Source organism: Pseudomonas sp. P108 (genome assembly GCF_032613195.1).
In the GTDB taxonomy this organism is placed as follows: Bacteria; Pseudomonadota; Gammaproteobacteria; order Pseudomonadales; family Pseudomonadaceae; genus Aquipseudomonas.
On the sequence record NZ_CP126691.1, the window covers coordinates 3,258,382 to 3,282,349 of the forward strand.

General features: G+C 59.5%; 23 protein-coding genes. 7 read left to right on the forward strand and 16 right to left on the reverse strand.

Annotated features, from left to right (window positions below; all coding sequences use genetic code 11):
• Nucleotides 1–81 precede the first annotated feature (81 nt).
• The 3 genes from QOM10_RS14220 to QOM10_RS14230 all read left to right on the forward strand — a co-directional run bounded on the left by QOM10_RS14220 (nt 82) and on the right by QOM10_RS14230 (nt 4,070).
• Nucleotides 82–2,787, forward strand: a complete 2,706-nt coding sequence (locus tag QOM10_RS14220; protein ID WP_127927475.1) for an AAA domain-containing protein — start codon at nt 82–84, stop codon at nt 2,785–2,787.
• A gap of 103 nt (nt 2,788–2,890) precedes the next feature.
• Nucleotides 2,891–3,373 (forward strand): DUF2867 domain-containing protein, encoded by a 483-nt coding sequence (locus QOM10_RS14225; RefSeq protein WP_127927477.1) that lies wholly within the window; start codon nt 2,891–2,893, stop codon nt 3,371–3,373.
• A gap of 130 nt (nt 3,374–3,503) precedes the next feature.
• Nucleotides 3,504–4,070 (forward strand): hypothetical protein, encoded by a 567-nt coding sequence (locus tag QOM10_RS14230; RefSeq protein ID WP_127927479.1) that lies wholly within the window; start codon nt 3,504–3,506, stop codon nt 4,068–4,070.
• Between the two features lie 62 nt (nt 4,071–4,132).
• Here QOM10_RS14230 and QOM10_RS14235 read toward each other — a convergent pair whose 3' ends face one another.
• Nucleotides 4,133–4,414, reverse strand: a complete 282-nt coding sequence (locus tag QOM10_RS14235; RefSeq protein ID WP_316918326.1) for a hypothetical protein — start codon at nt 4,412–4,414, stop codon at nt 4,133–4,135.
• An 81-nt stretch (nt 4,415–4,495) separates the two neighbouring features.
• On the opposite strand from QOM10_RS14235, the gene QOM10_RS14240 reads away from it, so the two are divergent.
• The gene (locus tag QOM10_RS14240) at nt 4,496–4,864 is read left to right on the forward strand and encodes a hypothetical protein (protein WP_127927483.1); all 369 of its coding nucleotides are present in this window, start codon (nt 4,496–4,498) and stop codon (nt 4,862–4,864) included.
• 76 nt (nt 4,865–4,940) lie between these two features.
• Here QOM10_RS14240 and alaE read toward each other — a convergent pair whose 3' ends face one another.
• Both alaE and QOM10_RS14250 read right to left on the reverse strand, forming a co-directional pair.
• On the reverse strand, nt 4,941–5,360 hold the full coding sequence (gene alaE / locus QOM10_RS14245) for an L-alanine exporter AlaE (RefSeq protein WP_316918327.1): 420 nt from the start codon (nt 5,358–5,360) through the stop codon (nt 4,941–4,943).
• 80 nt (nt 5,361–5,440) lie between these two features.
• The gene (locus tag QOM10_RS14250; protein WP_316918328.1) at nt 5,441–6,364 is read right to left on the reverse strand and encodes a LysR family transcriptional regulator; all 924 of its coding nucleotides are present in this window, start codon (nt 6,362–6,364) and stop codon (nt 5,441–5,443) included.
• Nucleotides 6,365–6,542: 178 nt separating this feature from the next.
• On the opposite strand from QOM10_RS14250, the gene QOM10_RS14255 reads away from it, so the two are divergent.
• Together QOM10_RS14255 and QOM10_RS14260 are read left to right on the forward strand one after the other, a co-directional pair.
• Nucleotides 6,543–7,190, forward strand: a complete 648-nt coding sequence (locus tag QOM10_RS14255; protein WP_316918329.1) for a hydrolase — start codon at nt 6,543–6,545, stop codon at nt 7,188–7,190.
• Nucleotides 7,191–7,356: 166 nt separating this feature from the next.
• Nucleotides 7,357–7,620, forward strand: a complete 264-nt coding sequence (locus QOM10_RS14260; protein ID WP_316918330.1) for a hypothetical protein — start codon at nt 7,357–7,359, stop codon at nt 7,618–7,620.
• A gap of 63 nt (nt 7,621–7,683) precedes the next feature.
• Here QOM10_RS14260 and QOM10_RS14265 read toward each other — a convergent pair whose 3' ends face one another.
• The 13 genes from QOM10_RS14265 to QOM10_RS14325 form a co-directional block, all read right to left on the reverse strand.
• A complete protein-coding gene (locus tag QOM10_RS14265) occupies nt 7,684–8,982 on the reverse strand; it encodes a carbohydrate porin (RefSeq protein WP_316918331.1) in 1,299 nt (432 codons plus the stop codon).
• A 104-nt stretch (nt 8,983–9,086) separates the two neighbouring features.
• Nucleotides 9,087–11,492, reverse strand: coding sequence for a glucose/quinate/shikimate family membrane-bound PQQ-dependent dehydrogenase (locus QOM10_RS14270; RefSeq protein WP_316918332.1), 2,406 nt, complete (start codon nt 11,490–11,492; stop codon nt 9,087–9,089).
• 326 nt (nt 11,493–11,818) lie between these two features.
• A complete protein-coding gene (locus QOM10_RS14275; RefSeq protein ID WP_077572938.1) occupies nt 11,819–12,124 on the reverse strand; it encodes a DUF6482 family protein in 306 nt (101 codons plus the stop codon).
• 14 nt (nt 12,125–12,138) lie between these two features.
• Nucleotides 12,139–12,849, reverse strand: a complete 711-nt coding sequence (locus tag QOM10_RS14280; protein ID WP_077572937.1) for an SDR family NAD(P)-dependent oxidoreductase — start codon at nt 12,847–12,849, stop codon at nt 12,139–12,141.
• Nucleotides 12,846–13,388, reverse strand: a complete 543-nt coding sequence (locus QOM10_RS14285; RefSeq protein WP_150729248.1) for a DUF3833 domain-containing protein — start codon at nt 13,386–13,388, stop codon at nt 12,846–12,848. Before QOM10_RS14285 ends, QOM10_RS14280 begins: the two co-directional genes overlap by 4 nt.
• 81 nt (nt 13,389–13,469) lie before the next feature.
• Nucleotides 13,470–14,027 (reverse strand): GTP cyclohydrolase I FolE, encoded by a 558-nt coding sequence (gene folE, locus QOM10_RS14290; protein WP_150729247.1) that lies wholly within the window; start codon nt 14,025–14,027, stop codon nt 13,470–13,472.
• A gap of 315 nt (nt 14,028–14,342) precedes the next feature.
• A complete protein-coding gene (locus tag QOM10_RS14295) occupies nt 14,343–15,245 on the reverse strand; it encodes a bestrophin family protein (RefSeq protein WP_316918333.1) in 903 nt (300 codons plus the stop codon).
• Nucleotides 15,246–15,379: 134 nt separating this feature from the next.
• Nucleotides 15,380–16,192, reverse strand: a complete 813-nt coding sequence (locus QOM10_RS14300; RefSeq protein ID WP_316918334.1) for a DUF1206 domain-containing protein — start codon at nt 16,190–16,192, stop codon at nt 15,380–15,382.
• A gap of 184 nt (nt 16,193–16,376) precedes the next feature.
• Nucleotides 16,377–17,381 (reverse strand): XdhC family protein, encoded by a 1,005-nt coding sequence (locus QOM10_RS14305; protein WP_316918335.1) that lies wholly within the window; start codon nt 17,379–17,381, stop codon nt 16,377–16,379.
• 12 nt (nt 17,382–17,393) lie between these two features.
• A complete protein-coding gene (locus tag QOM10_RS14310) occupies nt 17,394–18,746 on the reverse strand; it encodes a cytochrome c (RefSeq protein WP_316918336.1) in 1,353 nt (450 codons plus the stop codon).
• 17 nt (nt 18,747–18,763) lie between these two features.
• Entirely contained in the window at nt 18,764–21,016 is a 2,253-nt protein-coding gene (locus QOM10_RS14315) for a xanthine dehydrogenase family protein molybdopterin-binding subunit (RefSeq protein ID WP_316918337.1), read from the reverse strand.
• A complete protein-coding gene (locus QOM10_RS14320) occupies nt 21,016–21,471 on the reverse strand; it encodes a (2Fe-2S)-binding protein (protein ID WP_116030274.1) in 456 nt (151 codons plus the stop codon). The genes QOM10_RS14315 and QOM10_RS14320 overlap by 1 nt, the downstream gene beginning before the upstream one ends.
• Nucleotides 21,472–21,558: 87 nt before the next feature.
• The gene (locus QOM10_RS14325; protein WP_316918338.1) at nt 21,559–22,491 is read right to left on the reverse strand and encodes an AraC family transcriptional regulator; all 933 of its coding nucleotides are present in this window, start codon (nt 22,489–22,491) and stop codon (nt 21,559–21,561) included.
• A 229-nt stretch (nt 22,492–22,720) separates the two neighbouring features.
• On the opposite strand from QOM10_RS14325, the gene QOM10_RS14330 reads away from it, so the two are divergent.
• Complete coding sequence (locus QOM10_RS14330) at nt 22,721–23,965, forward strand: MFS transporter (protein ID WP_316918339.1); 1,245 nt, start codon at nt 22,721–22,723, stop codon at nt 23,963–23,965.
• Nucleotides 23,966–23,968: the final 3 nt, after the last annotated feature.

Below are 23,968 nucleotides of genomic sequence, written 5' to 3' on the forward strand. Positions count from 1 at the left end.
TGATGGCAATATGGCCACTTCAGGAGAAATAGCATCCGGCGCGACGTGAAGCCGGATGTCATGCGTTCAGGGATGAGGAATATGGCTTCGATTCAGGTAGATGGTGAGGACAAGACCGCACAGATCAGCGACTGGGCGATTCGCTGGAGCGACAGGGACGCATTTCTGCAACTGACCTGTCACTATCCCTCCAGGAAAAAATACACCCGCCCGCTCAGTAATTGTCTGGTTTCGCCCACCCGCGAGTTGAGCAATGTCTTGCTGCACAAGCGCGGCGGCACCAAGCCCATCGTCAGCGCTACGATTTACGGCGAGCGCTATGCCGTCGTGCACTACCCGGGCGGCAAAAAACCTTATGTTCACAAAATGGACGGCATCGGCTTTACCGCTCCGACAGCGATGCGGGACACGCCGGTCTTCCGCTATCTCACTGCCGTGGCGCAAGCCCGACAGAGTCACGGTAAGTCGCAGGATGATCGTGAAATTGCCGACAATGTGGTGCGTCAGCTCGAAAAACTGCCCGCCATCGCTGGCACTGCCTTGCAAGCCTACTGTACGGGACGCAACGGCACGCTGGCGCCGGGGCAGGGGCTGATCTATCCGTTCGGGCTGAACGAGAGTCAGCTTAAGGCCGTCGAGCGGGCATTCAGCGCGCAAGTCAGCGTGATCGAAGGGCCGCCAGGAACCGGCAAGACCCAGACGATCCTCAACATCCTCGCCAACATTCTGTTACGCGGACAGACAGTCGCAGTGTTGTCCAACAACAATGCTGCCGTGGAGAACGTCTACGAAAAGCTGGAGAAATACGGCCTGGGCCACCTGGTCGCCAAGCTTGGCAACCAGAGCAAACGCCAGGCCTTCTTCGACGACCTGCCTGCGTGGACGCCAAGTGCGCCCGAGGCGGCACCATCCCTCGATGAGGTCCAGAACCTGCTGGCACGCTTGAAGCAGCACCTGCAAGACCACAACAGGGCGGCGCAACTGCAAATCGAGCTGGACGAGCTGGTCATCGAGCGGCGCTACCTGCAGCAGTGGCAGGCAGAAAGCGCTGTACAGGCCACCGGTACGCTCGACAAGTACGGCCTGACACCGCGCAAGACTGCGGACCTCATGGCCTACCTGGCTTACCTCGGCGAACAGCGCATCCATCTCAAAGACCGTATCGAGCTACTGTTCAAATTCAGGATCTTTCGCACCAGGCCATTCGCCGACGCCGAGGCGCGCATGGCCGTTTTCCATGCCCTGCAAATGCATTACTACGACAAGTCGCTCCGGGACAAGGAAGCGCAGCTGCAGGCGTGCCGTGATTCGTTGGCGCGCGCGAATTTCACGGCGCTGCTCAAAGAACTGACAACCGCATCGATGCAGCATCTCAAGCACCACCTGCAACTTCAGGTCCCGCCGTCGGACAGTTTTGATGTCAAAACCTACTGCGAGCGTTTCGATACCTTTATGCAGCGCTTCCCTATCCTGGGCAGCGGCACGCACTCCATCGTCAATTCGATCGCGCCGGGAGCGGTCCTCGATTACGTGATCATCGATGAAGCCTCTTTGCAGGACATCGTACCGGGCATCCTGCCGCTGGGCTGCGCAAAGAACCTGATCGTCGTGGGCGACAACCGCCAGTTGCCGCATATCCCCGTGACGCTGGGGCTGCAAGCGCCCGCCGAGGCCTACGATTGCGAGCGCTACAGCTTGCTCGATTCGTGCATTGCGGTGTTCCAGGACGCGCTGCCCAGAACCCTGCTGAAAGAGCATTACCGCTGCCACCCCAGGATCATCCAGTTCTGCAACCAGCAGTTTTACGACAACGCACTGGTGCCGATGACCGAGGACAACGGCGAAGCGCCCCTGCGTCTGGTGGTGACGGCCAAGGGCAACCACGCCCGGAAGAACACCAACCTTCGGGAACTGGACTCCCTGCTGAAGGTGCTAGAAGAGGAGGGGCAACCCGTCGGAATGGACGGTGAAGGCCGCGGTTACATTGCCCCGTACAGGGCACAAGTTAATCTGTCCGGCACGCACTTGCCGGCGGATTTCGTCAAGGACACCGTGCACAAGTTTCAGGGGCGCGAGTGCGACGAGATCGTGTTTTCCACCGTGCTCGACAAGAAGCGCTACAACCAGGGGCGAACACGCCTGGATTTCGTCGACGACCCGCGCATGATCAACGTGGCCGTTTCGCGGGCCAAACATCGCTTCACCCTAGTAACCGGCGATGAGGTGTTCACGGGCAACAATGGCCACATTGCTGCGCTGATCCGCTACATCAGCTATTACGCGCAAGACGAGCAGATCGTGCGGGCGCCGGTGGTCTCGGCATTCGACTTGCTGTACCGCGAGTACGACCAGTCTCTGGCACGCCTGGACGCTCGCTTGCGGCCTGAGGATTCACGCTACAAGTCCGAGCAGATCGTGGCCCGGTTGCTGCGCGAGGCACTGTCGGCCCCGGCGTGCCAGGCATTGAAATACCACACACAGATTCAGCTGGATCAGCTTGCATCACCGGCTGGCCTCGACTGGACGCAGCCCCAACAGGCGTTCATGCGGCGCGCCAGTTGCGATTTCGTGATCTATTTCAAAGTGGGCAAGCAACCGATAGGAGTGATCGAAGTCGATGGCGGGTACCACGACCACCCCGTACAGGCCGCTCGGGACGCCATGAAAAATGAGATTCTGGCTAAGAGCGGCATTCCCATTCTGCGGCTGCGGACCGTTGAGAGTGGCATTGAGCGCAGAATTGGCGACTTTATCGGGCAGTGGGCCCGTCCCGCGAATGGCGCATAAACACTTGGGTCAGCTCGTCAGACACTGATGGCCTGGCCCGATGTTTTCGCCCCTGAAATCTTCATTGTCGAGTGACGAGTCGGACCACCGACAGGAAACATGCATGGCCAACACATCACCCGCTCACACCCTGAGTGCATTGCCCGATCTTGATTACTATCACAGCAGTTCGATGCCTCTACCTGTTGAGATAACCACTCTTGATGCCTGGAACTTCATGAGGGCCAAGCCGGGGCTGTTCATGCGACTGGCTTTTCGGACGAGGGACGTGATTTCCTCACTGTTCGGGGTGAAGCGCATCGGCGGGTTCTCCGGCGCCAGGCGAGAAACCGTACAGACTGGAGAAAAGCTGGATTTTTTTCTGGTGGAGCATACTGCCCCCGACCTGCTCGTTCTGAGCGTGCGCGACCGACATCTGGATGTCATGATTTGCCTTTCGATAACAGATTGTGTGTTTACGATCACATCCTCTGTCGTAACGCATAACGTCTTTGGGCGCATCTACATGTTGCCGGTGGGTTTGGTCCATAAGTTGCTGGTCAATAGGGACCTTGGGCGTCTGAAACGAAATCTTGAAAGAGAATAAGGGACAAAACATGGTTCCTGATGCAACGTGATACTGATGCTTATCGGAACAAGGGATACTGAGACCAGGAAACCACAGATAACTTCAGAGACGCGCTTAATAAACTACCCAAGCATTACCTGGAAATAGCATGCAAGAAACAAGGCCTGGCTCACCAAAGAAAACAATGAAGAAACGAGTTATTACAGCTGTTGTGGTTTTACTTGCGGGGGCGTGGATTAATTATTTTTTTTGGGCCGCCAACATTTCATCACGAACAATTTTAATGCCGGAAATTCCGGAGTTGACGACATACCTGCTGACTGGCGCTATTTTTGGGGTTGTTTTTGCAGTTCCAACAATTCGCGCCGGCACAACGGCAAGAAGCACGATAAAGTCTTTTTTGGGTGGTTTCTGCCTGAGTTTGATGTTTTCTCTAAATTGTTATTCTGTCGCCGCCTACCTGTTGCCTGGTGAAACTGTCAGTTATGAGTCTGCGTATGAAGTTACTTATCCAGGGCCGCCCATCGGGAAATACAGTCGTTGCGAGGCTGGTCTGTGGATCAGTGTTCCAGACACGGATCGCAGGATTGAACTCTGCACAAACAAATCAGATTTGAACGAGCAAATTGGTCGCGGTATATATGCCGTGTGGGTGACTGCTCGCACTAATAAACTAGGCACTTACATTGTTGGCTATACATTTTTTCGCAAATAAATCTGTCAACACGAAATGTTTTATAAATGTGGTCTTTACCTGAAATCCCGAAAATGGATACCTCAGAACTGCAGCTCATCGAACATTCTTTGCAAAAAATCGTCGCCGGCGGCGCACTCAGACAGCAAGTGATACCCTAACCAGATGTCCCAACCTGCAGCGAGCGTCAGGTCCTGGCGCTCGAAGTCGGGGCAGATTGTTCCGTCCAGGCCGACAACGACTTCGCCCACGCGTCGAAAGCCCCAGGCATCAACCAGTTTGCTTTCCAGCGACTTCCAGTCGGCATCCGACAACTCACCGAATTCGATAAGTAAATGGCCATTTGCAGCGTGGAAGAGATTCATAGGTTCGCACCGGGGGAGGGGGTATAAGATCGACTGGGAACTGTCATTCAAGTAACCGCACGACGTTGGCAAGGAGCATTCATGTGTGTCATCAGCATTGATCGGGATAGCGTGCATGCCGGGGATGATCTGGAAAGTCATGGAACATCAATCAAGCTTGATCCAACGCTAACACTGCGCACATTGTGCGAAGCGATCCAAGGTATGGGGTACTTGCCTGCCATCAGTGGAGGCAAGGCGACGTGGATTATTTGTTTATCGGGCAAAGACGTAGGTGTTTTAGCTCAGCAATGGCCTGAACCCAAATTGACGATCCCCGCCGAGAGCATTCTGAGTCAGTATTTTGCAGATTCCGAACCAAGCCTACTGTTCAAATATTGGTGCCAGGCAGATCCAGACCATGTCTTTTCACAGATCAATGCAGGACGTGAACCACCGTCCCGATTGTAGGAGTGGGAGGAAGCTTTCTACTCATCAAGAAGCTGCGTCGGCGGTATTTCTCGAGCGACTGCTTCCGGCTGTTGATTCAACCCTTCAACGACATCGGTCTGTCCCCACCCGGAGGCAAGCCAAACAGCCTCCGCACCCCGTTAAGAAACGCCCCATAAGGCCGCCCCAGAACCAGCATCATCACCGCCGCACCCAGCGTGCCGCGCATCAATCCTTCGCCCGATGCACCACTGAAGGCAATGATCGCGGCATAGATCGGCACCTGAAAACTGACCAGGGCGATACTGTCCCAGCACAACCTCGACACCCGACCCTGCCCGGCGCGCGTCATCACCCAATCCCGCCATAGGCCGTAAGGTCGCGCGACCGGAATCATCAGCACCGCGCCCAGAAGGCGCGCCTGCAGAACCTGATCCCAGGTCATGCCGGCAATGAAACGTTCATTGATGATGCCGGTGGTGGTGAAAAACACGATCAGCGCCGTGGTGTCTGCCAAGAAGGCAGTCCGACGCGTTGGGCTTTGCAGGCGTGGCGGCACCTCAATTCTCCTCTCATGGCTTCAGGTTTGATCTTTCCTCAGCTAAGCGCCGGTGCTTCATCGTGCTGTGACAGCGGCTGCACCGCGAGGTGCGGCGATTCGCCGAAGTACTCGATCATCAGATCCGTGAGCACGCGGATCTTGCGCGCGGGATGCGGGCCTGGCGCGCGGAGGAGGTAGGCACCGGCCGGGGGCGGTGGATGGTTGGTCATGATCGGCACGAGTGCACCCGAGGCGATGTGTTCGTGGGTGAGGCAATCGGGCAAGTAGGCGACGCCGAGGCCGGCAGTCGCGGCCGCGGCGAGGGCAGTGCCGTTGTCAGCCTTGAAGCGTCCTTGCGGGCGCACCGTGATGATCTTGTCAGCCGCCATGAATTGCCAGGCTTCGGTGCCTTGCATGAGCGCCTGATGGGCGTGCAGTTCGTCCGGGGTTTCTGGGGCGCCGTGCGCTTTGATGTAGTCGGGGCTTGCGACGAGCTTGGTGTAGACCGGGCCGATACGCCTTGCGATCAAATTGGAGTCCTGCAGATAACCCACGCGAATGGCGCAATCGTAGCCCTCGGTAATCAGGTCAACGAAGCGATCGCTATAGCAGGTCTGCATGTGCAATTGAGGGTGACGGCGAGCCATTTCCGCCAGCACCGGGGCGAAGTGCGTCGGCCCGAACGACAACGGCACTGCTACGCGCAAGCGACCGCGCAGGGCGCCGGCGGGCAGGATGGTTTCCTTGGCGATGTCGATTTCGCTGCAGACTCGGGCGGCGTAATCGCGAAATGTCGCGCCAGCCTCAGTGAGTGAAGCCCCGCGAGTCGAGCGTGCCAGCAATTGCACACCCAGTTCTGCTTCGAGCCGGGCCAGACGGCGGCTGACGATTGATTTCGAGACCCCGAGCCGCAGCGCAGCCTGGGAAATGCCCCCGGCATCGGCCACCTCGACGAAGGTTTGCAGTTCTTCGATATCCATTTTCGCGTTCCCCTTGGCGCGACACAGTTCGCCTCGGGATGCTACTACTGCGACGGATATGGGAACAGCACAATGGCTTTTCCAGGCACGGCGTCACTCGCGTGCATTCTGGAACCCTTAGCCGCACGGGCTCCGGCCGTTTCACCCGCGTGCGTTACCCATACAAAAGGACCTGCAAATGGCAAGCGAAGCAATCCGCAACCCCCACACCGATCAACTGCTGACGCCCGAGAATTCAGCATTGATCGTCATCGACTATCAACCGGTTCAGGTGTCCTCGATCCGCTCGATGCCACGCGATGAACTGGTCTTCAACATCACCAGCGTTGCGAAAGCGGCGGTCAACTACAACCTGCCGATCATCCACTCGACCGTCAATGTCGCGACCGGCCGCAACAAACCACCGATTCAAGAGTTGCAAGCGGTGCTCGGCCATCTGCCCACCTATGACCGCACGTCGATCAACAGTTGGGAGGACACCGAGTTCAAGCAGGCAGTCAAAGCACTCGGGCGCAAGAAACTGATCATGACCGCGCTGTGGACCGAAGCCTGCCTGACCTTCCCGGTGCTCGACGCGATCCAGGAAGGCTATGAGGTTTATGTGCCGATCGATGCGGTGGGCGGCACGTCGCTGGCCGCGCACGAGGCGGCGTTGCGCCGAATGGAACAGGCGGGGGCGAAGCTCATCAGCCGCGTGCAAATGTACTGCGAACTGCAGCGCGACTGGGCGCGCGAGGTAACCGTGCCGGGCTTTATGGGCGTGTTTGAAAACTTCGACGGCTTTAACGCTGAAAAGGCGCTGCAAGCGGCGGGCAACAAGGCCTGATTAACGGGCCGTTGCTGAAGGTGGCGCTGGCGGCATTCGGCGCTGCCTTCTTTTGGTCTGTTTCGTCACCTGAAAATAATCTGAACGGCCTCGGAACCTGCTCGCCTAATGATTAGCTTGTGGTCAATCGCACAGGCGCTGTGTCAATAACGGCACACTCCGAGAGGTGGTCAACGTGGCTAAAGACGAAAAGAAAAGCAAAGACAAAAAAGGTGACGCTTCGAAAGCCAGCAAGGACTTGAAAGACAAAAAGTCATCACCCGAGAAGAAATCAGCGGCAGCCTCGGCGCTTTCGAAGTCCTCCGACAAGGACAAGAAAGACAAGAAAAAAGACGCCGAGCCCAAGAAGTCGACGAAAAAAGCGGACAGCAAGCCTGAGAAGGCCAAAGATTCAAAGAAGGCTGACAAGCCGTCTAAAAAGAAAAAGTGATCTTGAAGACAATAAAAAACCCGGCATTCGAACCGGGTTTTTTATTGCCTGCTATTTGGGGCCTCAGAGCGCAGCTTTCACCTGCAAACCAAACACCAGCGCATTGTCGATGTCCTGCCCGGAAAACGCGCCCGGCTCGATGATGTACTGCATATTCGGGCGCAGGGTCAGCCAAGGCGTGGCTTGATAACCGTAGCCGAGTTCGATCAATTGCTCGGCGCTGTCCAGGTTCGGGAACGCTGTGCCGTTGTTCAATGCTGCGTCCTGCAGCACGTCACGGCTGCGCGGGTTCGGCACGGCGCGGCCGTAACCCAGGGCGACGGTGTCTCGCGGACGACCTTCAAACGGTTTGTACAGAACCACGCCGGTGCCGTACCACTTGCTGAACGGCGAAGCCGCTTCGCTGGCCGCCGAGTATTGGCCGAAGGCGTGCAGGCTGCGGCCTTCGGACGTCGGCGAGTTCCAGACGGCCTGATCGATCAGCAGGTAATGACCGCCGCGACCGGACACTTCTTTGTCGCTGCCAATGCGTTTTACGTCGGAGCTGTCGTAGTAGTAACCGAGCTTGTATTCGCCGGGCAGGGCGCCCGCATGCTTGTACACCAGCTCGATCGGCACCACGGTGCCGGTGGTGTGTTTCGGGCCAAGATGCCAGGCGCGGCTGGAGTTGCCGTTGCTTTGCGGGTCGACGTTGAACGCGGCCACGCGCAGTTGCCACGAGGACGACAGGTCGTATTTCACCCGCACGCCCAAATGGGCATTGGGGTAGTTGGTCCAGCCGCTGCCGCCGGACATGTTCAGCGGATGGCCGCAGAAACCGGCGTTCATGAAGTTGCACAGAATGCCGCTGTCGAGGCCGCCGAGGTCATTACCCATGGCCATGTAACCGAGCTTCACGTTGAGCGCCGGGGTAAACAGGCTGCGCTCGTAACTCAGTTCGGTCAGGCGCGTGTACAGGCCACCGTAGTTTTCCTGAATCGGCAGACGGTTGCCGACCAGATCTTCCGAAGCGCTGTTGCCGCGACGGTCGTTGATGGTCAACTGGACCTTGCCGGCATTGTCGACGCCGTACAGTTTGCTCAGGTCGAACTGCACACCGAGCTTGATGTTCTGCGAGTAGCGCGCCGAGCGATGCAAACCGCCGTCGGCGTTGTAAGCCATTTCACCGCTGTAATCGCCGGTGAACTTGATGCCTTGTTCATCCATCTGGTGACGCAAGCCACCCCAGTCACCGGTGAGGGTGCTGCGGGTCAACAGATCGGAATCGTTGTCGGCCAGCGCGGGGAGGGTGGTGGTGCACGCGACGCCCAGCAACAGGCCTTTGAACAGGTGGGAACGGGAAAAACCAACAGCCGATAGCATGTAAATCTTCCTGCAGAAAACTTGAGCAATAGGGGGAAAGCAGCGCGGCACCCGAAGGTGCCGCGCTCAAAGCAAGCGTCCGCGTTTAACGTGGAAGCTGGGGGTTACGGCAGGGCGTAAGCCATCACGTAGTCGCCGCGATCGGTCGACTGACGCGCGCCACCGGCGGTGATGACGATGTACTGCTTGCCGGTTTTCGGTGAAACATAGGTCATCGGGCCGCCCTGGCTGCCGACTGGCAGACGTGCTTTCCAGACTTCTTCACCGTTGCCGCTGTTGAAGGCGCGCAGGTAGAAGTCCTGGGTGCCGGCGATGAAGATCAAACCACCTTGGGTCGACAGCGTGCCGCCGAGGGTTGGCAGACCGATCTTGATCGGCAGGTGCATGCGGATGCCCAGTGGACCGGTGTCTTCAACGGTACCGACCGGAACCTGCCAGGCGATTTTCTGGGTCTTCATGTCAATCGCCGTCAGCGTACCGAACGGTGGAGCCTGGCAAGGAATGCCGGCCACCGACAGGAAGCGGTTCTTGTTCACGGCGTAAGGCGTGCCTTTCAGCGGAACGGCGCCCATGCCGGTGTTCAGCGCTTCGCCACCGCCAGCCGCCTGGCCTTTGTTCTGCGACGGAATCATCTGAATCCACAGACCCAGGCGCATGTCGTTGACGAAGATGAAACCGTGCACCGGGTCAGTGGAGATGCTGCCCCAGTTCATGCCACCCAGCGAACCCGGGAAGCTCAGCGATTTGTCCATGCCCGGCGCGGTGTACAGGCCGTCGTAGCGCATGCCTTTGAAGTCGATGCGGCAGAGCAACTGGTCGTACGGAGTGGCGCCCCACATGTCCGATTCAGTCAGGTGCTGAGCACCGATTTCTGGCATGCCCACCGATTTCGGCTGGGTAGGGGAGTACGGTTCGTTCGGGATGTTCGCCGCTTTCACCGGTACTTCTTTAACGTCAGTCAGCGGTTTGCCAGTGGCGCGGTCGAGCACGTAGATCTGCCCGGCCTTGGTGCCGATGACCAGCGCCGGCACGGTTTTGCCGTCCTTGGTGAAGTCGATCAGGCTCGGCTGCATCGGCAGGTCGAAGTCCCAGAGATCGTTGTGCACGGTCTGGAACACCCAACGCTCGTCACCGCTGGTGGCGTCCAGCGCGAGGATCGAAGCACCGTAGGTGTGATCGAGTTTGCTGCGCTCGACACCATAGATGTCGGTGGACGAACTGCCCATCGGCAGGAACACGGTGTTGGTCGCCGGGTCATAGGACATCGGCGCCCAGCTGTTCGGCGTGCTGCGCACATAAGTGCTGCCGTCGGCCGGTGCGTTTTTATCCTGCGGGTTACCCGGGTCGAAGGCCCAACGCATGGCGCCGGTCATCACGTCGAAACCACGGATCACGCCGCCGGGCATGTCGGTCTGCACGTTGTCAGCTACGCGACCGCCAACCACCACGGTGGTGCCGGCCATCAGCGGAGCGGAGGACAACTGGTAGTAGCTGTCCGGGACATTACCCAAACCGGCCTTCAGATCTACCTGACCGTTGTTGCCGAAACCCTGGCAGAACTCGCCGGTGTCCGCATCGACCGCGATCAGGCGGGCATCAATGGTGTTGGTCAGCAGACGACGCTGGCAATTGGCGGCCGGCGCAGGCTTGGCTTCGATGATCGACGAGTTGCTTGGCTGAGCAATCGCTTTGGTGGCGTCGAAATAGGCCATGCCACGGCAGCGCTGCCAGACTTTCGACTGAGCGTTGATTGCGTTCTTCCACAGCTCTTTACCGGTGTCGGCATCGAGGGCAATCAGGTTGTTGTGCGGGGTGCAGATGAACACCTTGTTGCCAACCTGCAGCGGGGTGAGCTGGTCTTCAGCACCGTTGCCATCGCTCTCGGCGATGTCACCGGTGTGGTAGGTCCACGCGACTTTCAGCTTGTCGACGTTGCTGCGGTTGATCTGGTCCAGCGCAGCGAAGCGGCTGCCACCTTCGGTATTACCGTAGTGCGCCCAGTCCTTTTGCGCCTTGTCCGGCTCGACCGGGGTCAGGCCTGGGCCAGTGCCGGTTGCCGCCACGGTTGGATGGGCGACAAACATATTGCCGGCCGCTACAACCACGCCGACTGCCAGCACCGCCGCCACAGCGTAAGCGCCGCGACCGGCAACGCCACCGTTGGCACGTTTGAGCTGCGGATAAACCAGCGCCACGACCAGGCCGATCACACTGAACATGAACAGGCGCGAGAACACCGGCCAGAACACCAGACCGGCATCGCTCACCGCCCAGATCGCGGTGCCCACCAGGAACGCGGCGAACAACCACGCGCCGGCAAGCTTGAAGCGCGCGATCAGCAGACCGGAAACGGCCATGACCAAGCCACCCACCAGGAAGTACCACGAGCCTCCCAGGCTGACCAACTTCACGCCGCCCGCAGCCAGCGCCAAGCCGAGCAGGGCGATGACGACGCCCAGCCCGATCAGAATGAATTTTGATATGCCCGAGAGGCGTTGACTCTGCTTCACGTTGAGTGTCCCGTTGAAATGAGGCGCGCATTATATAGTTAGGTAACTACCTAGTTAAATCACTAATTCAGTAATAAAGCGTTATTGGATTTTTGATAATCCGCTTGGGCCGCAAATGGCGCTCTGACAGGCTTCAACAGAGCTTTTGAAAACCTGCAAAAGACGCCGTTTTGTCAGAAAAAATCATGGTTATGACAGCATTTCTATTTTGCTGTTTTCAGTCAGCCAACACCGTTCAACTGACGCACGGCCGTAACACCAGCTTAGCGGGTACGCGACAAATGGGGCGGCCCCCGCTCGTTACCAGTTGATGTGCGTGGTTCGACTCATACGGGCGTAGTGAGCGAAAAGGGAATGCGCAGCTCTTCGACAGGCCCTGTATCGCGCCCGCACATTTCGTCGTGCACGCATTGCTGCACCAGCACGCAGGGAAAGGCCGGCACGGTCTGCAGCAAGTCACGCAGGTGGGTGATCGAGCGCAGGTGCATCGGCTTGGCCGCGTCATCCAGCAGGGTGAACTGGCCGTGATCCAGACGGATCCGCGCCAGATAAAAACCACCTTCGAGTGACAGCAGCTCCAGTTCACGTATTTCACTGTTGGCCGCACGTTCGGTGAGGGCTTGCAGGTTCATGCTTCACTCCTTGCCTACCAGGGTAGGCGTTCTCCATCGTAGGCAAAGAAATGGCCGCTGTCGGCCGACGTCAACTGGTCTATCAAGGTCAGTAACTGTTCAGCGGCAACGTCTGCCGGACGGGCGCTGGAGGCGCCGCGAAAAGGTTGCGACAACCCCGACACCACCGTGCCCGGGTGCAGACTGAGCAAGCGACTCTGCGGGCGCGTGCGTGCCAGTTCGATGGCGGCGGTCTTGATCAGCATGTTCAACGCAGCCTTGGAGGCGCGGTAGGCGTACCAGCCGCCCAAACGGTTGTCGCCAATGCTCCCGACCTTGGCCGAAAGCATCGCCATCGCTCCCCGAGGATCGAGCAGTGGCAGGAAATGACGCAACACCAATGCCGGTCCCAGCGTGTTCACTTGAAACACGGTTTGCAGCGCCTCCGGCTCGATTGCGCTGAAGCTTTTTTCCGGTTTGATCCCTTCGCGATGGAGCAGACCGGCCGCGTGGATGATCAGTTGATACGGCGCTTCGCCTGCCAGTTCGGAGGCGGCACTGGCAATCGTTTCGGGCCGTTCAAGGTCGAGCGCGGGGAGGGTACGGCGCCCCAGCGCACGAACGTCGGCACAGCGCGGATCCTGTTTCAGCAGTTGGCAAAAGGCTGTGCCGAGGGCGCCACTGGCGCCGATCACCAGCGCGCGATAACCGTCGCCGAGCGAGGCCAGGGTCAATGCGCGGTTCATTCGCTGACTCCGGCACCCTGGCGACGGAAGAACAATGTCACCTGTCCGACCTCTACGCCGAATTTGGACATGCTGGTGCGGTTGATCAACGTGTCCTCGTCCATCAAGTACATCCAGTCGTCCATGCTCATTTCGTAAGTCGAGTCATCGACCGGCAGGTTCAGGCGATAACGCCAGTGCAACGTGTTGCCCGCGACCCGGCCCTCGGCGACACCCACCACGTCAGCCGCGCGACCGCTCCAACGCCCCTGGCCTTCGGGCGTGAGAGTCCAGACGCGACGTTGGCGGGTGCCGTCGCTGTAAAGGAAGCGCTCGTCGAGAATCAGGTTGTTGCCCTCACGCCGGCTGACGATGTTGACCTCAAAACGCTTGGCCACCTCACCGTTGCGCTTCTGAAACATCCCCCAGGCTTTGACGGGCTGGCTGAAAAAACGCTGCAGGTCCAGGGCCGGTTGTTGCTCGGCATAACGGGCAACATCTACGCTGCCGCAGCTTGCGACGCTGAGGACCAGTGCCAGTAACAGCAGAAATCGGGTCATCGCCTAACTCCCTGAAACACACAAGTGAAGAGGGTGAGATTCGAACTATCGGCTTGTACAGTGACTGTCCCCTGTATAGCTTTATCGACGTCCGATCAGTTGCAGGAACTCCTGCCGTGTCGTCGAACTATCCCGGAAAGCCCCCAGCATCACGGAGGAGGTCATGACCGAATTCTGCTTCTCAACGCCGCGCATCATCATGCACATGTGCCGCGCTTCAATGACCACCGCCACACCGGCGGCATCGGTGATCTGCTGGATGGCGTCGGCAATCTGCCGTGTAAGGTTTTCCTGGATCTGCAGGCGACGCGCGAACATGTCTACCACCCGCGCGACCTTCGACAGCCCCAGGACCCGGCCGGTGGGGATGTACGCGACATGTGCCTTGCCGATAAAGGGCAGCATGTGGTGCTCGCACAAGGAATACAGCTCGATGTCGCTGACGATCACCATTTCATCGCTCTGCGACTCGAACAAGGCACCGTTGGTGACGTCTTCCAGGCTCATGGTGTAGCCGTTGCACAGGTACTGCATCGCTTTGGCGGCGCGCTTGGGTGTCTCCAACAGTCCTTCGCGCTCGGGGTTTTCACCGACGCCGACGAGAATTTCACGGTAATGGCTGGCTAATAGTGGGTTCATTCAAGGTGCTCGCGGCAGTGCTGTGCGTGAGGCCAATCCATAGCGAAAGAGTTGTACGCAATGAAGTGCTTTGTATAGGTTTTATTGAAGATAGGCTGAAAAAAATCACCTGACAATGAATCGGCAATCTTTTTTATGCAGATGCGAAAACCTCACATCGCAAAATGTGAGACCGCGAGGAGCGGGAAGCAGAGGGGGATGAGAGTGAGCGCTCCGGGAGATGTGTGAGCGCGGTGCGATAACAAGCGATGTTGTGCGGCGTTCTGATTGATTTGGAAACCGTCAGACGTCCTGACAGTTCCCGATTGCTGCACCTCAAGCGTTTTCTTCAATCCGACGCACATCCCCCAAAGAATCACGCTGCATCGATTGCAGGTTTTTCTCGATGGTTTCGCACAGCGCTTCCATCTGAATCTGGTGTTCGCTTTGGCGAAACGGGCTTTGCAGATCGGTGCCGATGCGTTCGATGGCCAGCAGCATAAAACCGACCACGGTCGAAGCCAACGGCGTGAACCAGCCCAAAGACTCCACCAGCCCGACGGGCACGATCAGGCAGAACAGTGAAATAAACAGCCGTGGAAAATACACATACGGGTAGGGCAGCGGCGTATTGGCAATCCGCTCCATGCCACCCTGGCTGTTGGACAGATCCACCAGCGTCGACTCCAGCCGCGCCAGACGAATGCTGTCCAGGCGCCCGGCCTTGTATTCCCGCGCGAGCAAAGTCGCGGAACCGGTGAGAATGTCATTGGCAAAGTTGTTGGTCGTGCCACTGCGGGCAAACTCATCGGCGGGAATAAACGCGCGGACTTCCTCAGGGCAGGGCTGGCCTTGCAGATGCGCCGCGAGGCAATTCACATAGGCGACGTGGCGGCGTAACAGGGTCGACTTGACTGGATTGACCTCGCCATCGGGATCATCCAGCAACGTCAGCACCTGCCGGGCGAAGCTGCGCGAATTGTTGATCATCGAACCCCACAGCGTGCGTGCTTCCCACCAGCGGTTGTAAGCGCTGCTGTTGCGGAAACTGATCAGCACGATCAATGCCGAACCCAATAACGTCAGGGGCATCAATGGCAGATTCAGCTTGGCGTTGAGGAACAGCATGAAATCGACGGTGACGGCGATGTCCCAGAGCAGCAGCCAGAACAACGCCCAACCGACGTAGCCCAGAGTCTTGATGATCAAACGGTATTTTCTGACGATGGCAGCTTTCAAACGGAAACCTCGTGGCGGGCGGTAAGCGTTAACGCCTTAGCTCGGACGCTGTTTTGCGGGGAAAGGTTCGGTCAATAGTCTGGCAACCGGCATCTGGACTTTTCCGGGGTGATCATCGCCGAAAGTGTTACACCCTACGTTTTCGCTACGCCCGGCACATCCATATTGATCTTGCGCCAGAATGCTTCCGCCAGACTGTAGACCGAAAAGGCAATCAGCCCCAAAGCCATCACCATCAAAATCAGCCAGCCAGCGGGCAGATTCTGCAGCGCATCGAGCGCTTCCTTCATACCCGGTGGATCCATGGCTTGATAGGTAGAACCGCTGACCGCCAGAAGCAATGCAATCTCGATAAACACGACTCCGCGCGCTATCAGACCAAACCGGGAGACCGGTCGGACGTAGCGCATGACGTCCTCGTCGGCCTCGAAATACTTCTCGAACGTCGCTTTCCAGCCCTTGAAGATGTGAGCAATGCCGACCCCCAGCGGAATGAGGGCGATCAGGTACACCAGCCAGTTCGAGTGTTCCCAGGACAGCAGATGCGCCAGCCAGTCTTTGGTCTGTCCTGCGGAATTGCCGGAACTTTTAATCCCGCTGATGAGCAGGCCCAATGCAAAGAACGCCAGAGCAGCGTTGACCAAACCTCCGACAAACAGCCCTGTGCGAATCACCAGCCCTTTGAATTTTGTGCCGTGATGATCGACATCACGCGTTGCCTGCAGGACACGCCAGGCGGCAAATGCGAGCAGCCCCGCCACGACAAGTCCAACCAGAAAATAGCCGAATGGCTGGCCCAGCAACGCTTCCAGACTCTTGTGACTGTCCTTTGGCTTGGTTGAATCCTGGGCTGCCAGCAACGCAAAGATGCCGATGATCAGATACAGCATTCCCCGGGCGGCGTAGCCTCCCCGAGCGAGAATGACAAGGTTGCGTTGCGCGGACATGGGACGTATTCCTGAGAGGGCATACCAGAGCAGACCCTTCTTGCCGGGAGGGGTTCTATGACCTGTCGAAGAACACAGTGAGCTGGTTTGTGCAGACAACTCATCAATAGCCGGAATCGTCACCTGATAACACCACGTCGTTTCGTTGCCGGCCAATAAAGCCGACGCAGAGTAGCCGCACGGCTCATTCTGCGAGTGCTTTGGCCCTGGCAATGGAAAACGCTTTCGGCAGACTCGCGCCATTCTTCGCCGCAAGAATCTCCGCCATCACACTGACGGCGATTTCCGCCGGCGTCTTGCTGCCGATATACAGGCCGATCGGCCCGTGCAGGCGCTCAAGCGACGTCTCGGTTTCTCCAAAATGCTCAATCAGGCGTTCGCGGCGCAGTTGGCTGTTGCGCCGCGAACCGATGGCGCCGATGTAGAACGCCGGGCCGTGGAGCGCTTCGAGCAACGCCAGATCGTCGAGTTTGGGGTCATGACTCAAGGCGACGATGCAGGTGCGCAGATCGACCGCGAAGTCGCGCACCACGTCATCCGGCATGCCGACAATCCGCTCCACACCGTCTACTGCCCACGTCTCGATGTACTCGGGACGCGGATCGCACACCGCCACCTTGAAGCCGTTGAACAACGCCATGGTGGCCAGATATTCGGCCAGCGCGCCGGCCCCGATCATCAGCATCCGGTAGCCCGGTCCCAGAGTGTTGAGCATCTGCGCACCATCGAAACTGAATTGTTCCGGCGTTGCGGTGGATTCAAGTATGACCTGACCGGACTCCAGCGTCAGGCCACGGCGAACCAGTTGCCCGGCGTCCAGTTGCGCCAGCAGCTCATCAAGCGACTGCCACGCCGGGTTGAATTCAAGGATCAGTTCAAGCGTGCCACCGCACGGCAAGCCGAACCGATGCGCCTCATCGGCGCTGACGCCATAGCGCACCACTTGCGGTGCGCTGTCGCTAAAAGCGCTGCCGCCATGCGCCGTGGTGAAGCGATGGATCAGATCGTCTTCGATGCAGCCGCCGGACACGCTGCCCACCACGCGACCGTCGTCACGCAAAGCCATCATCGACCCCGTCGGACGCGGTGAAGAACCCCAAGTGCGCGCCACCGTAGCGAACAACACACGTTCGCCGGCGGCAAGCCAGTCCCGCGCTGTGCGCAGGACCAGCAAGTCGATGCTTTCCATCAGTGCCTCCTCTTAGCGCATCTGCAGGATGATCGGGCTGCTGCTGGCCGGATCGGTGTGCTCACGCAGTTTGCCCACCGTCTGCGCATCGACAGCACTGGCCTGATTGCCCCAGGTGCTGCGCATGAAGGTCAGCACTTCGGCGATCTGCTGATCCGACAACTGCTCACGGAAGGCCGGCATGCGATAGGCGTCCGGCACACCGGCGGCTACGACACGCTGCGAACCATTCAGGGTGATGTTGATCGCCGAGGCGCTTTCCTTGGCCAGTGCAGAAGTCGCGCCGGCCAGCGGCGGCATCCATTCAGGTTGACCCTTGCCGTCGAGACCGTGGCAGGAAGCACAGCGCGCCACGTAGGTATGAGCACCGGGCGAGTCCAGACGTTGCGCTGCCGAAACCGCTTGGTACTGCCAAGGCTCTCCATCGCGCTGGCGGTCGCCAGGCAACGACTTCAGGTAGTGGGCAATCGCGGTCAAATCGTCATCGCTCATGAACTGCGTGGAGTTGTTGAACGCCTCGGTCATCGAACCGTAGACCACCGCATGCTGGTTGCGACTGGTCTTGAGGAACTGCACGATCTCTTGCTCGCTCCAGCGGCCCAGCCCGGTGTTGTGGTCATCACGCAGGCTCGGCGCGTACCAGCCATCGAGCAAGGCGCCGGCGAGGTACGGTTTACCGGATTCATCCAGTGCCTTCTCGTTGAACGCCAGGCCGCGCGGCGTGTGGCAACTGCCGCAGTGCCCGGCGCCCTGAACAAGGTAAGCGCCACGGTTCCACTGTTCATCCTGCGACGGTTTGGGCGCATACGGTTCGGCATCGACAAACACACCGTTCCACAGTGCAATCGGCCAGCGCAGGTTCAGCGGGAACGGAATCGCACTCGGGATATTCGCCTGTTTCACCGGCGCCACGCCTTTCATGAAGAACGCATACAACGCTCGTACATCGTCATCACTGAGCTTGGCGTAGGACGGGTAGGGCATCGCCGGATACAGACGGCGACTGTCGGGCGCCACGCCGTGACGCACCGCCCGGTCGAAGTCCGCCAGGCTGTAGTGGCCAATGCCGGTTTCCGTGTCCGGGGTGATATTGGTCGCATGGATTGAGCCCAGCGGTGTGGCCATTTCCAGGCCACCAGCGAATGGCGCGCCTCCTGGCACGCTGTGGCAGGCCACGCAATCGCTGAGCCGGGCGACGTATTCGCCACGGGCGACCAGTGCCGGGTCGATGTCGGCCACGGCGATCTGATGAGTTTCAAGGCGCGAGACAGGCTCACGGGTGACATACCAGGCCAGCAGGCATGCCGCGACCAGGCACGGCACTGCCAGCCAGCCAGCGGTTCTTGCGAATCGGCTGTTATTCATGGACGCTCCGGCGCTGATCAAGTGAAGGTGTGTCGGCTCATCGGCAGGCTGCGCACCCGCTGACCGGTTAGCCTTGCCACCGCGTTAGCGACGGCGGGCGCGACCGCTGGCAACGGCGGTTCACCGATGCCACCCATTTTTTCCCCACTCTCGACCACACGCACATGGACCCGAGCCATCCGCGCAGGCGGCAGGATCTGATACAAGTCGTAGTTGCGCGCCCGGGGTTTGCCATCAATCCACACGGCTTCTTCCACCAGGGTTTGCGACAGTCCCAACGCCACAGCGCCGTTGACCTGCGCTTCGACAATCGCCGGGTTGACGATGCTGCCCGGGTCAATCGCCTGCCAGATGTCGTGCACCTTGACCTGACCGTTCTCGATGGACACCTCGGCGATCACCGCCGTCTCCGTACCGAACGGCGAAGCCATGGCCACACCGCGCGCACGTTTGCTGCCATCCTCGGCGGTAAACGGCCCGCGCTTCCAGCCGCCCGACAGTTCAGCCACCGCTTGCAGCAAGGTGGTCAGGCGTTTGTTATCACGCAGCAGATGCAGACGCAGGTCGAACGGGTCTTTGCCACCCTTGTCGGCGAGCTCATCGAGGAACGATTCATAGAAGAAGTCGTTGAGCGAATTGCCCACCGAACGCCAGTAACCGAGCATGGCCGGGCCTTTGACGTAGATCTGCGCGATGCGTTTGTTGGGGATCGCATAGGTTTTTCCTGACAACCCTTCAAGCGCTGTGGGGTCGAGTTTTTCACCCTGTTTGCCGGCGAGGGCTTCGGTCGGGCCTTCGGTGGCACTGATCGCTTCGATTGCCAGCGGCCAGCCGTCGTTGTCCAGCGCGGCACGGAAGTTCACCGCAGCAACGGGGCGGAGCACGTCACGCAGGAACTCTTCTTCGCGGCTCCAGATCAGTTTGACCGGACGGCCAACCGCTTTCGCCAGCGCGATTGCCTGAGGGTAGGGACTGGCCGAGTCGTAGAGGAAATGCCGGCCGAAGAACCCGCCTAGCAGCGGCGAATGCAAGGTGATGCGCGACGGATCCAGCCCTGTGCGTTTGGCAATGTCGGCACGGAACATGTCCGGCGCCTGATTCGGCAACCAGACTTCCAGCGTACCGTCCGGGTTGAATCGGGCCAGTGCCGAAGGCGGCTCCAGTTGTCCATGGTTCAGGTATTGGTTGTGGTAAGTGGCGTCAATCCGCGTCTTGGTTTCCTTGAGAATCGCAGCCACGTCGCCTTGGTTTTCATCATCTTTGGCCGGGCCTTTGTCTTCAGCGAGGCGCTTGAACCAGGCATCGCTGGAAAAGTCGGCGGGCATCGGCCGCACTTTGCTATCGGCCGTTGGCTCTTGCCAGTCGACCTGGATCGCCTCGACGGCACGTTTGGCGTGCCACCAACGCTCGGCGACCACCGCCACGGCGCCCGGCAGACGGTGCACGGAATGCACGCCTTTCATTGCTTTGACCTGATCTTCGTTGCGCAGGTTGCCGACCGTCATCCCCAAACGCGGGGCATGTTGCACGGCAGCGTGGAGCATGTCGTCGACCTTCAGATCGATGCTGTACAGCGCCTTGCCGGTGGACTTGTCGTAGGCATCGAGGCGCTTCACCGGTTTGCCGATCCAGCGGAACTGGCTCGGATCACGCAGCCTCACAGAGGCCGGATCAGGAACCGGCAGATCCATCGCGCGCTCGGCCAGTTCACCATAGGCCAGCGAGCGGCCCGACTTGGCATGCACGACTTTGCCGGGCTCGGTGCTCAACTCGCTCACCGGCACGCCAAGTTGCTGCGCACCCGCCTGCAACAACATGGCGCGGGCGAGGGCGCCGAGGCGGCGCATCACCGGGTAGCTCATGCGCACCGACATACTGCCGCCGGTGATGCGCATGCCGTTTTCCAACACCACATAGGCTTCGCCGGGCGGTGCGGCTTCGACCAGAAAGGTCGACGGATCGACATCCAGCTCTTCACCGACGATTTGCGCCATCGCCGTGAACGTGCCTTGTCCGCCTTCCATGAACGGGCAGAGCAGACGCACGCGATTGTCTGGACGGATCTCGAGAAACGCCGGCACCTGCGTGCCGCGCTCGGCCGTCGCCGCGGCAACGGCAGCTTGCACGCGTGTCGCACCGAGCGGCAGGCCGAAGCCGAGGACCAATGCGCCGACGGCAGTACCGGTGAGAAAACGTCGGCGCGAAACATTGATCGGTTCGTGCAGATCCAGTGCCGAGGCTTGCAGTGAAGGGTCGATTCGAACGTTCATCACGCGTCTCCCTTGCCGGCCAGCTCATGCACGGCGGCATGAATGGCGTTGTAGGTACCGCAGCGGCACAGGTTGACCATCGCCGCTTCGATTTGCGCATCACTCGGTTTGGGGTTTTGTTTGAGCAGCGCGGTGGCGGCCATCACCTGCCCGGACTGGCAGTAGCCGCACTGCGCGACCTGCAGATCGACCCAGGTCGCGACCACCCGTTTGCCCACTTCATCGCTTTCGATGGCTTCAATGGTGGTGACCTCGCGGCCAACCACACCGGCCACCGGCGTGACGCAGGAGCGCACCACATTGCCGTCCACCAACACTGAGCAGGCGCCGCATTGCGCCAGGCCGCAGCCGTACTTGGTCCCGGTCATGCCCAGATCATCGCGGATCACCCACAGCAAGGGTGTATCGGCGTCGGCATCGACCTGATAGGTCTTCTGGTTGATTCGTAGTTCCATGATTCACCCGCTGATCATCGGTTGACGTGCATTGTTATGAGCGGTGACACGCGGCGAGGCGCATCACCGGTGAAGCTGGTTGTTCGTTCAATTCGCTACTGTGCCGAGGGCTTCTGCCTCGAATAGCTGACCGCGCAGCAGGGCGATGTCACGACTCGGCGCGGTGCCGAACAGCCGGCCATATTCGCGGCTGAACTGCGAAGGACTTTCATAGCCGACTGCAAACGCCGCCCGGGAAACGTCGAGGCGCTCGACCAGCATCAATCGGCGAGCCTCGTTGAGCCGCAGCCATTTCTGGTACTGCAGCGGGCTCATCCCAGTGAGCTGACGGAAATGATGGTGAAAGGTCGGCGCGCTCATCTGCACCCGCGCGGCCAGATCGTCAATGCGCAGGGCATCTGCGTAGTTGAGCTTGAGCCAGTCAATCGCCTTGGCGATGCGATAACCCTGACCATCGACGGCCGTGATCTGCCGCAGCCGTGCGCCTTGGTCGGTGTGCAGCAGCCGGTAGTGGATTTCGCGCAAAATCAGCGGCGCCAGCACCGGGATCGCTTCGGGTTCATCGAGCAATGCCAGCAGTCGATCGAGAGCGCCTTCCAGGGCAGACGACATACTGCCAATCGCGGCGCCCGTGCCCGTTGCTGGCTGCCGCTTGGCCGGCAGGCCGCTCTTGGTGATGACCTCGGCGAGCATGCTGACATCCAGTTTCAGCACGAGGCCGACACAGGGCTGCTGGGGACTGGCAAGCATCACTTCGGAGTTGGCGGGCAGGTCCAGTGAAGTGACCAGAAACCGTGACGGGTCATAGCTGTAGCCCTCACCACCGACCCACAAGCGCTTTTCGCCGCGACCCACGAGAATCAGGCTGGGTTCGATCATGCACACCATGGGCGGCGCCGGTTGGTCGCGACGAAACAGCGACAAGCCGGGTATGGCCGTGGCGAAGTCACCCGGTGCGTTCACGCGCGGGTCAATGTGCAACGCCAAAGGCGATTGCTGAGCCAGAGGGGTAGGGATCATGTCGGGTCACTCCTGTTGACCGAACTCTAATCCGCGCGCGAGACGTTTCCTATCCATCACCCTGCATCGCCAGAGGATCAGGCAAGCATTCAAGAGGAATGCGCTAGGGAAGGGCCGGATTGACCGGGAGAATGTGTCTATCTGTTACAGGGGCAGTGCCCGAATGGGCTTCACGCTGCTTGCCCCTGCGCATCACATCCACAGGTTTTTCGCACCACAGGTAGTTCCCATGACGTTTCCTTCTACAGATCCTTCTAAAAGAACAGGCGGCTGGAGCGCTGTGCTGGCCATGTCGCTGGCCGCATTCGCTTTGGTCGCTTCAGAATTCATGCCCGTCAGTCTGCTGACGCCGATTGCCGCAGACCTGCACATCACCGAAGGCCAGGCCGGGCAGGGGATTTCCGTGTCGGGCGCCTTTGCCTTGATCACCAGCCTGTTGATCGCCTCGGTCGCCGCGCGCATCGAACGCAAGAAGTTGCTGCTGGGCCTGACCTTGCTGATGATCGTCTCCGGTACGGTCGTCGCGGTCGCGCCGGGCTACCCGTCATTCATGTTTGGACGTGCGTTGATCGGGATCGCGATCGGCGGTTTCTGGTCATTGTCGGCGGCGACCGCAATGCGTCTGGTGAAGCCTGAACAGGTTTCGCGAGCGCTGGCCATCGTCAATGGCGGTAACGCTCTCGCCACGGTAATCGCGGCTCCAGCGGGGAGTTTTCTTGGCTCGTTGATCGGCTGGCGCGGGGCATTCTTCTGTGTGGTTCCGGTCGCGGTGCTGGCCGCCGTGTGGCTGCTGATCAGCCTGCCGTCCTTCAAGGCCGAACGCCAGGCCGGTAGCGGCAACGTCCTGCGGTTGATGAAGCAGTTGCCAGTGGCCTTGGGCATGGTCGCTGTCAGCGTATTTTTCATGGGCCAGTTCATGCTGTTTACCTACCTGCGGCCCTTTCTTGAAGGCGTGACGGGCGTCAGTGTCTCAACGTTGTCCTTGATGCTGCTGGGGTTGGGACTGGCCGGTTTTATCGGTACCTTTCTAATTGAAAGGTTTATGGGCCGCGGCCTCTACCGCACGTTGACCGTTATCCCGCTGATCATGGCAGCCATCGCGCTGGCGTTGGTCAGCTTCGGCAAATCACCAGTGCTGACCGCCGTGTTGCTCGGACTGTGGGGATTGGTGGCCACGGCCGCGCCGGTCGGCTGGTGGACATGGCTGGCGCAGACGCTGCCGGATGATGCGGAAGCCGGAGGCGGCTTGCTTGTGGCGATTGTCCAACTGGCGATCGCCGGTGGCGCGATCATTGGCGGTCTGGCCTTCGATCTGAGCGGTTACAAAGCCACATTCGAGCTTAGCGCCGCTGTCTTGGTTGTCGCGTCAGTGCTGGCCTGGTTGGCGGGGCGCAATGCCACTGAAGTTCATCTTGTCGAACCGGCAGCTCATTCGAACGCTGTTTCCGGCGAAGCTGAGTCCCGATTTGTCTGATCA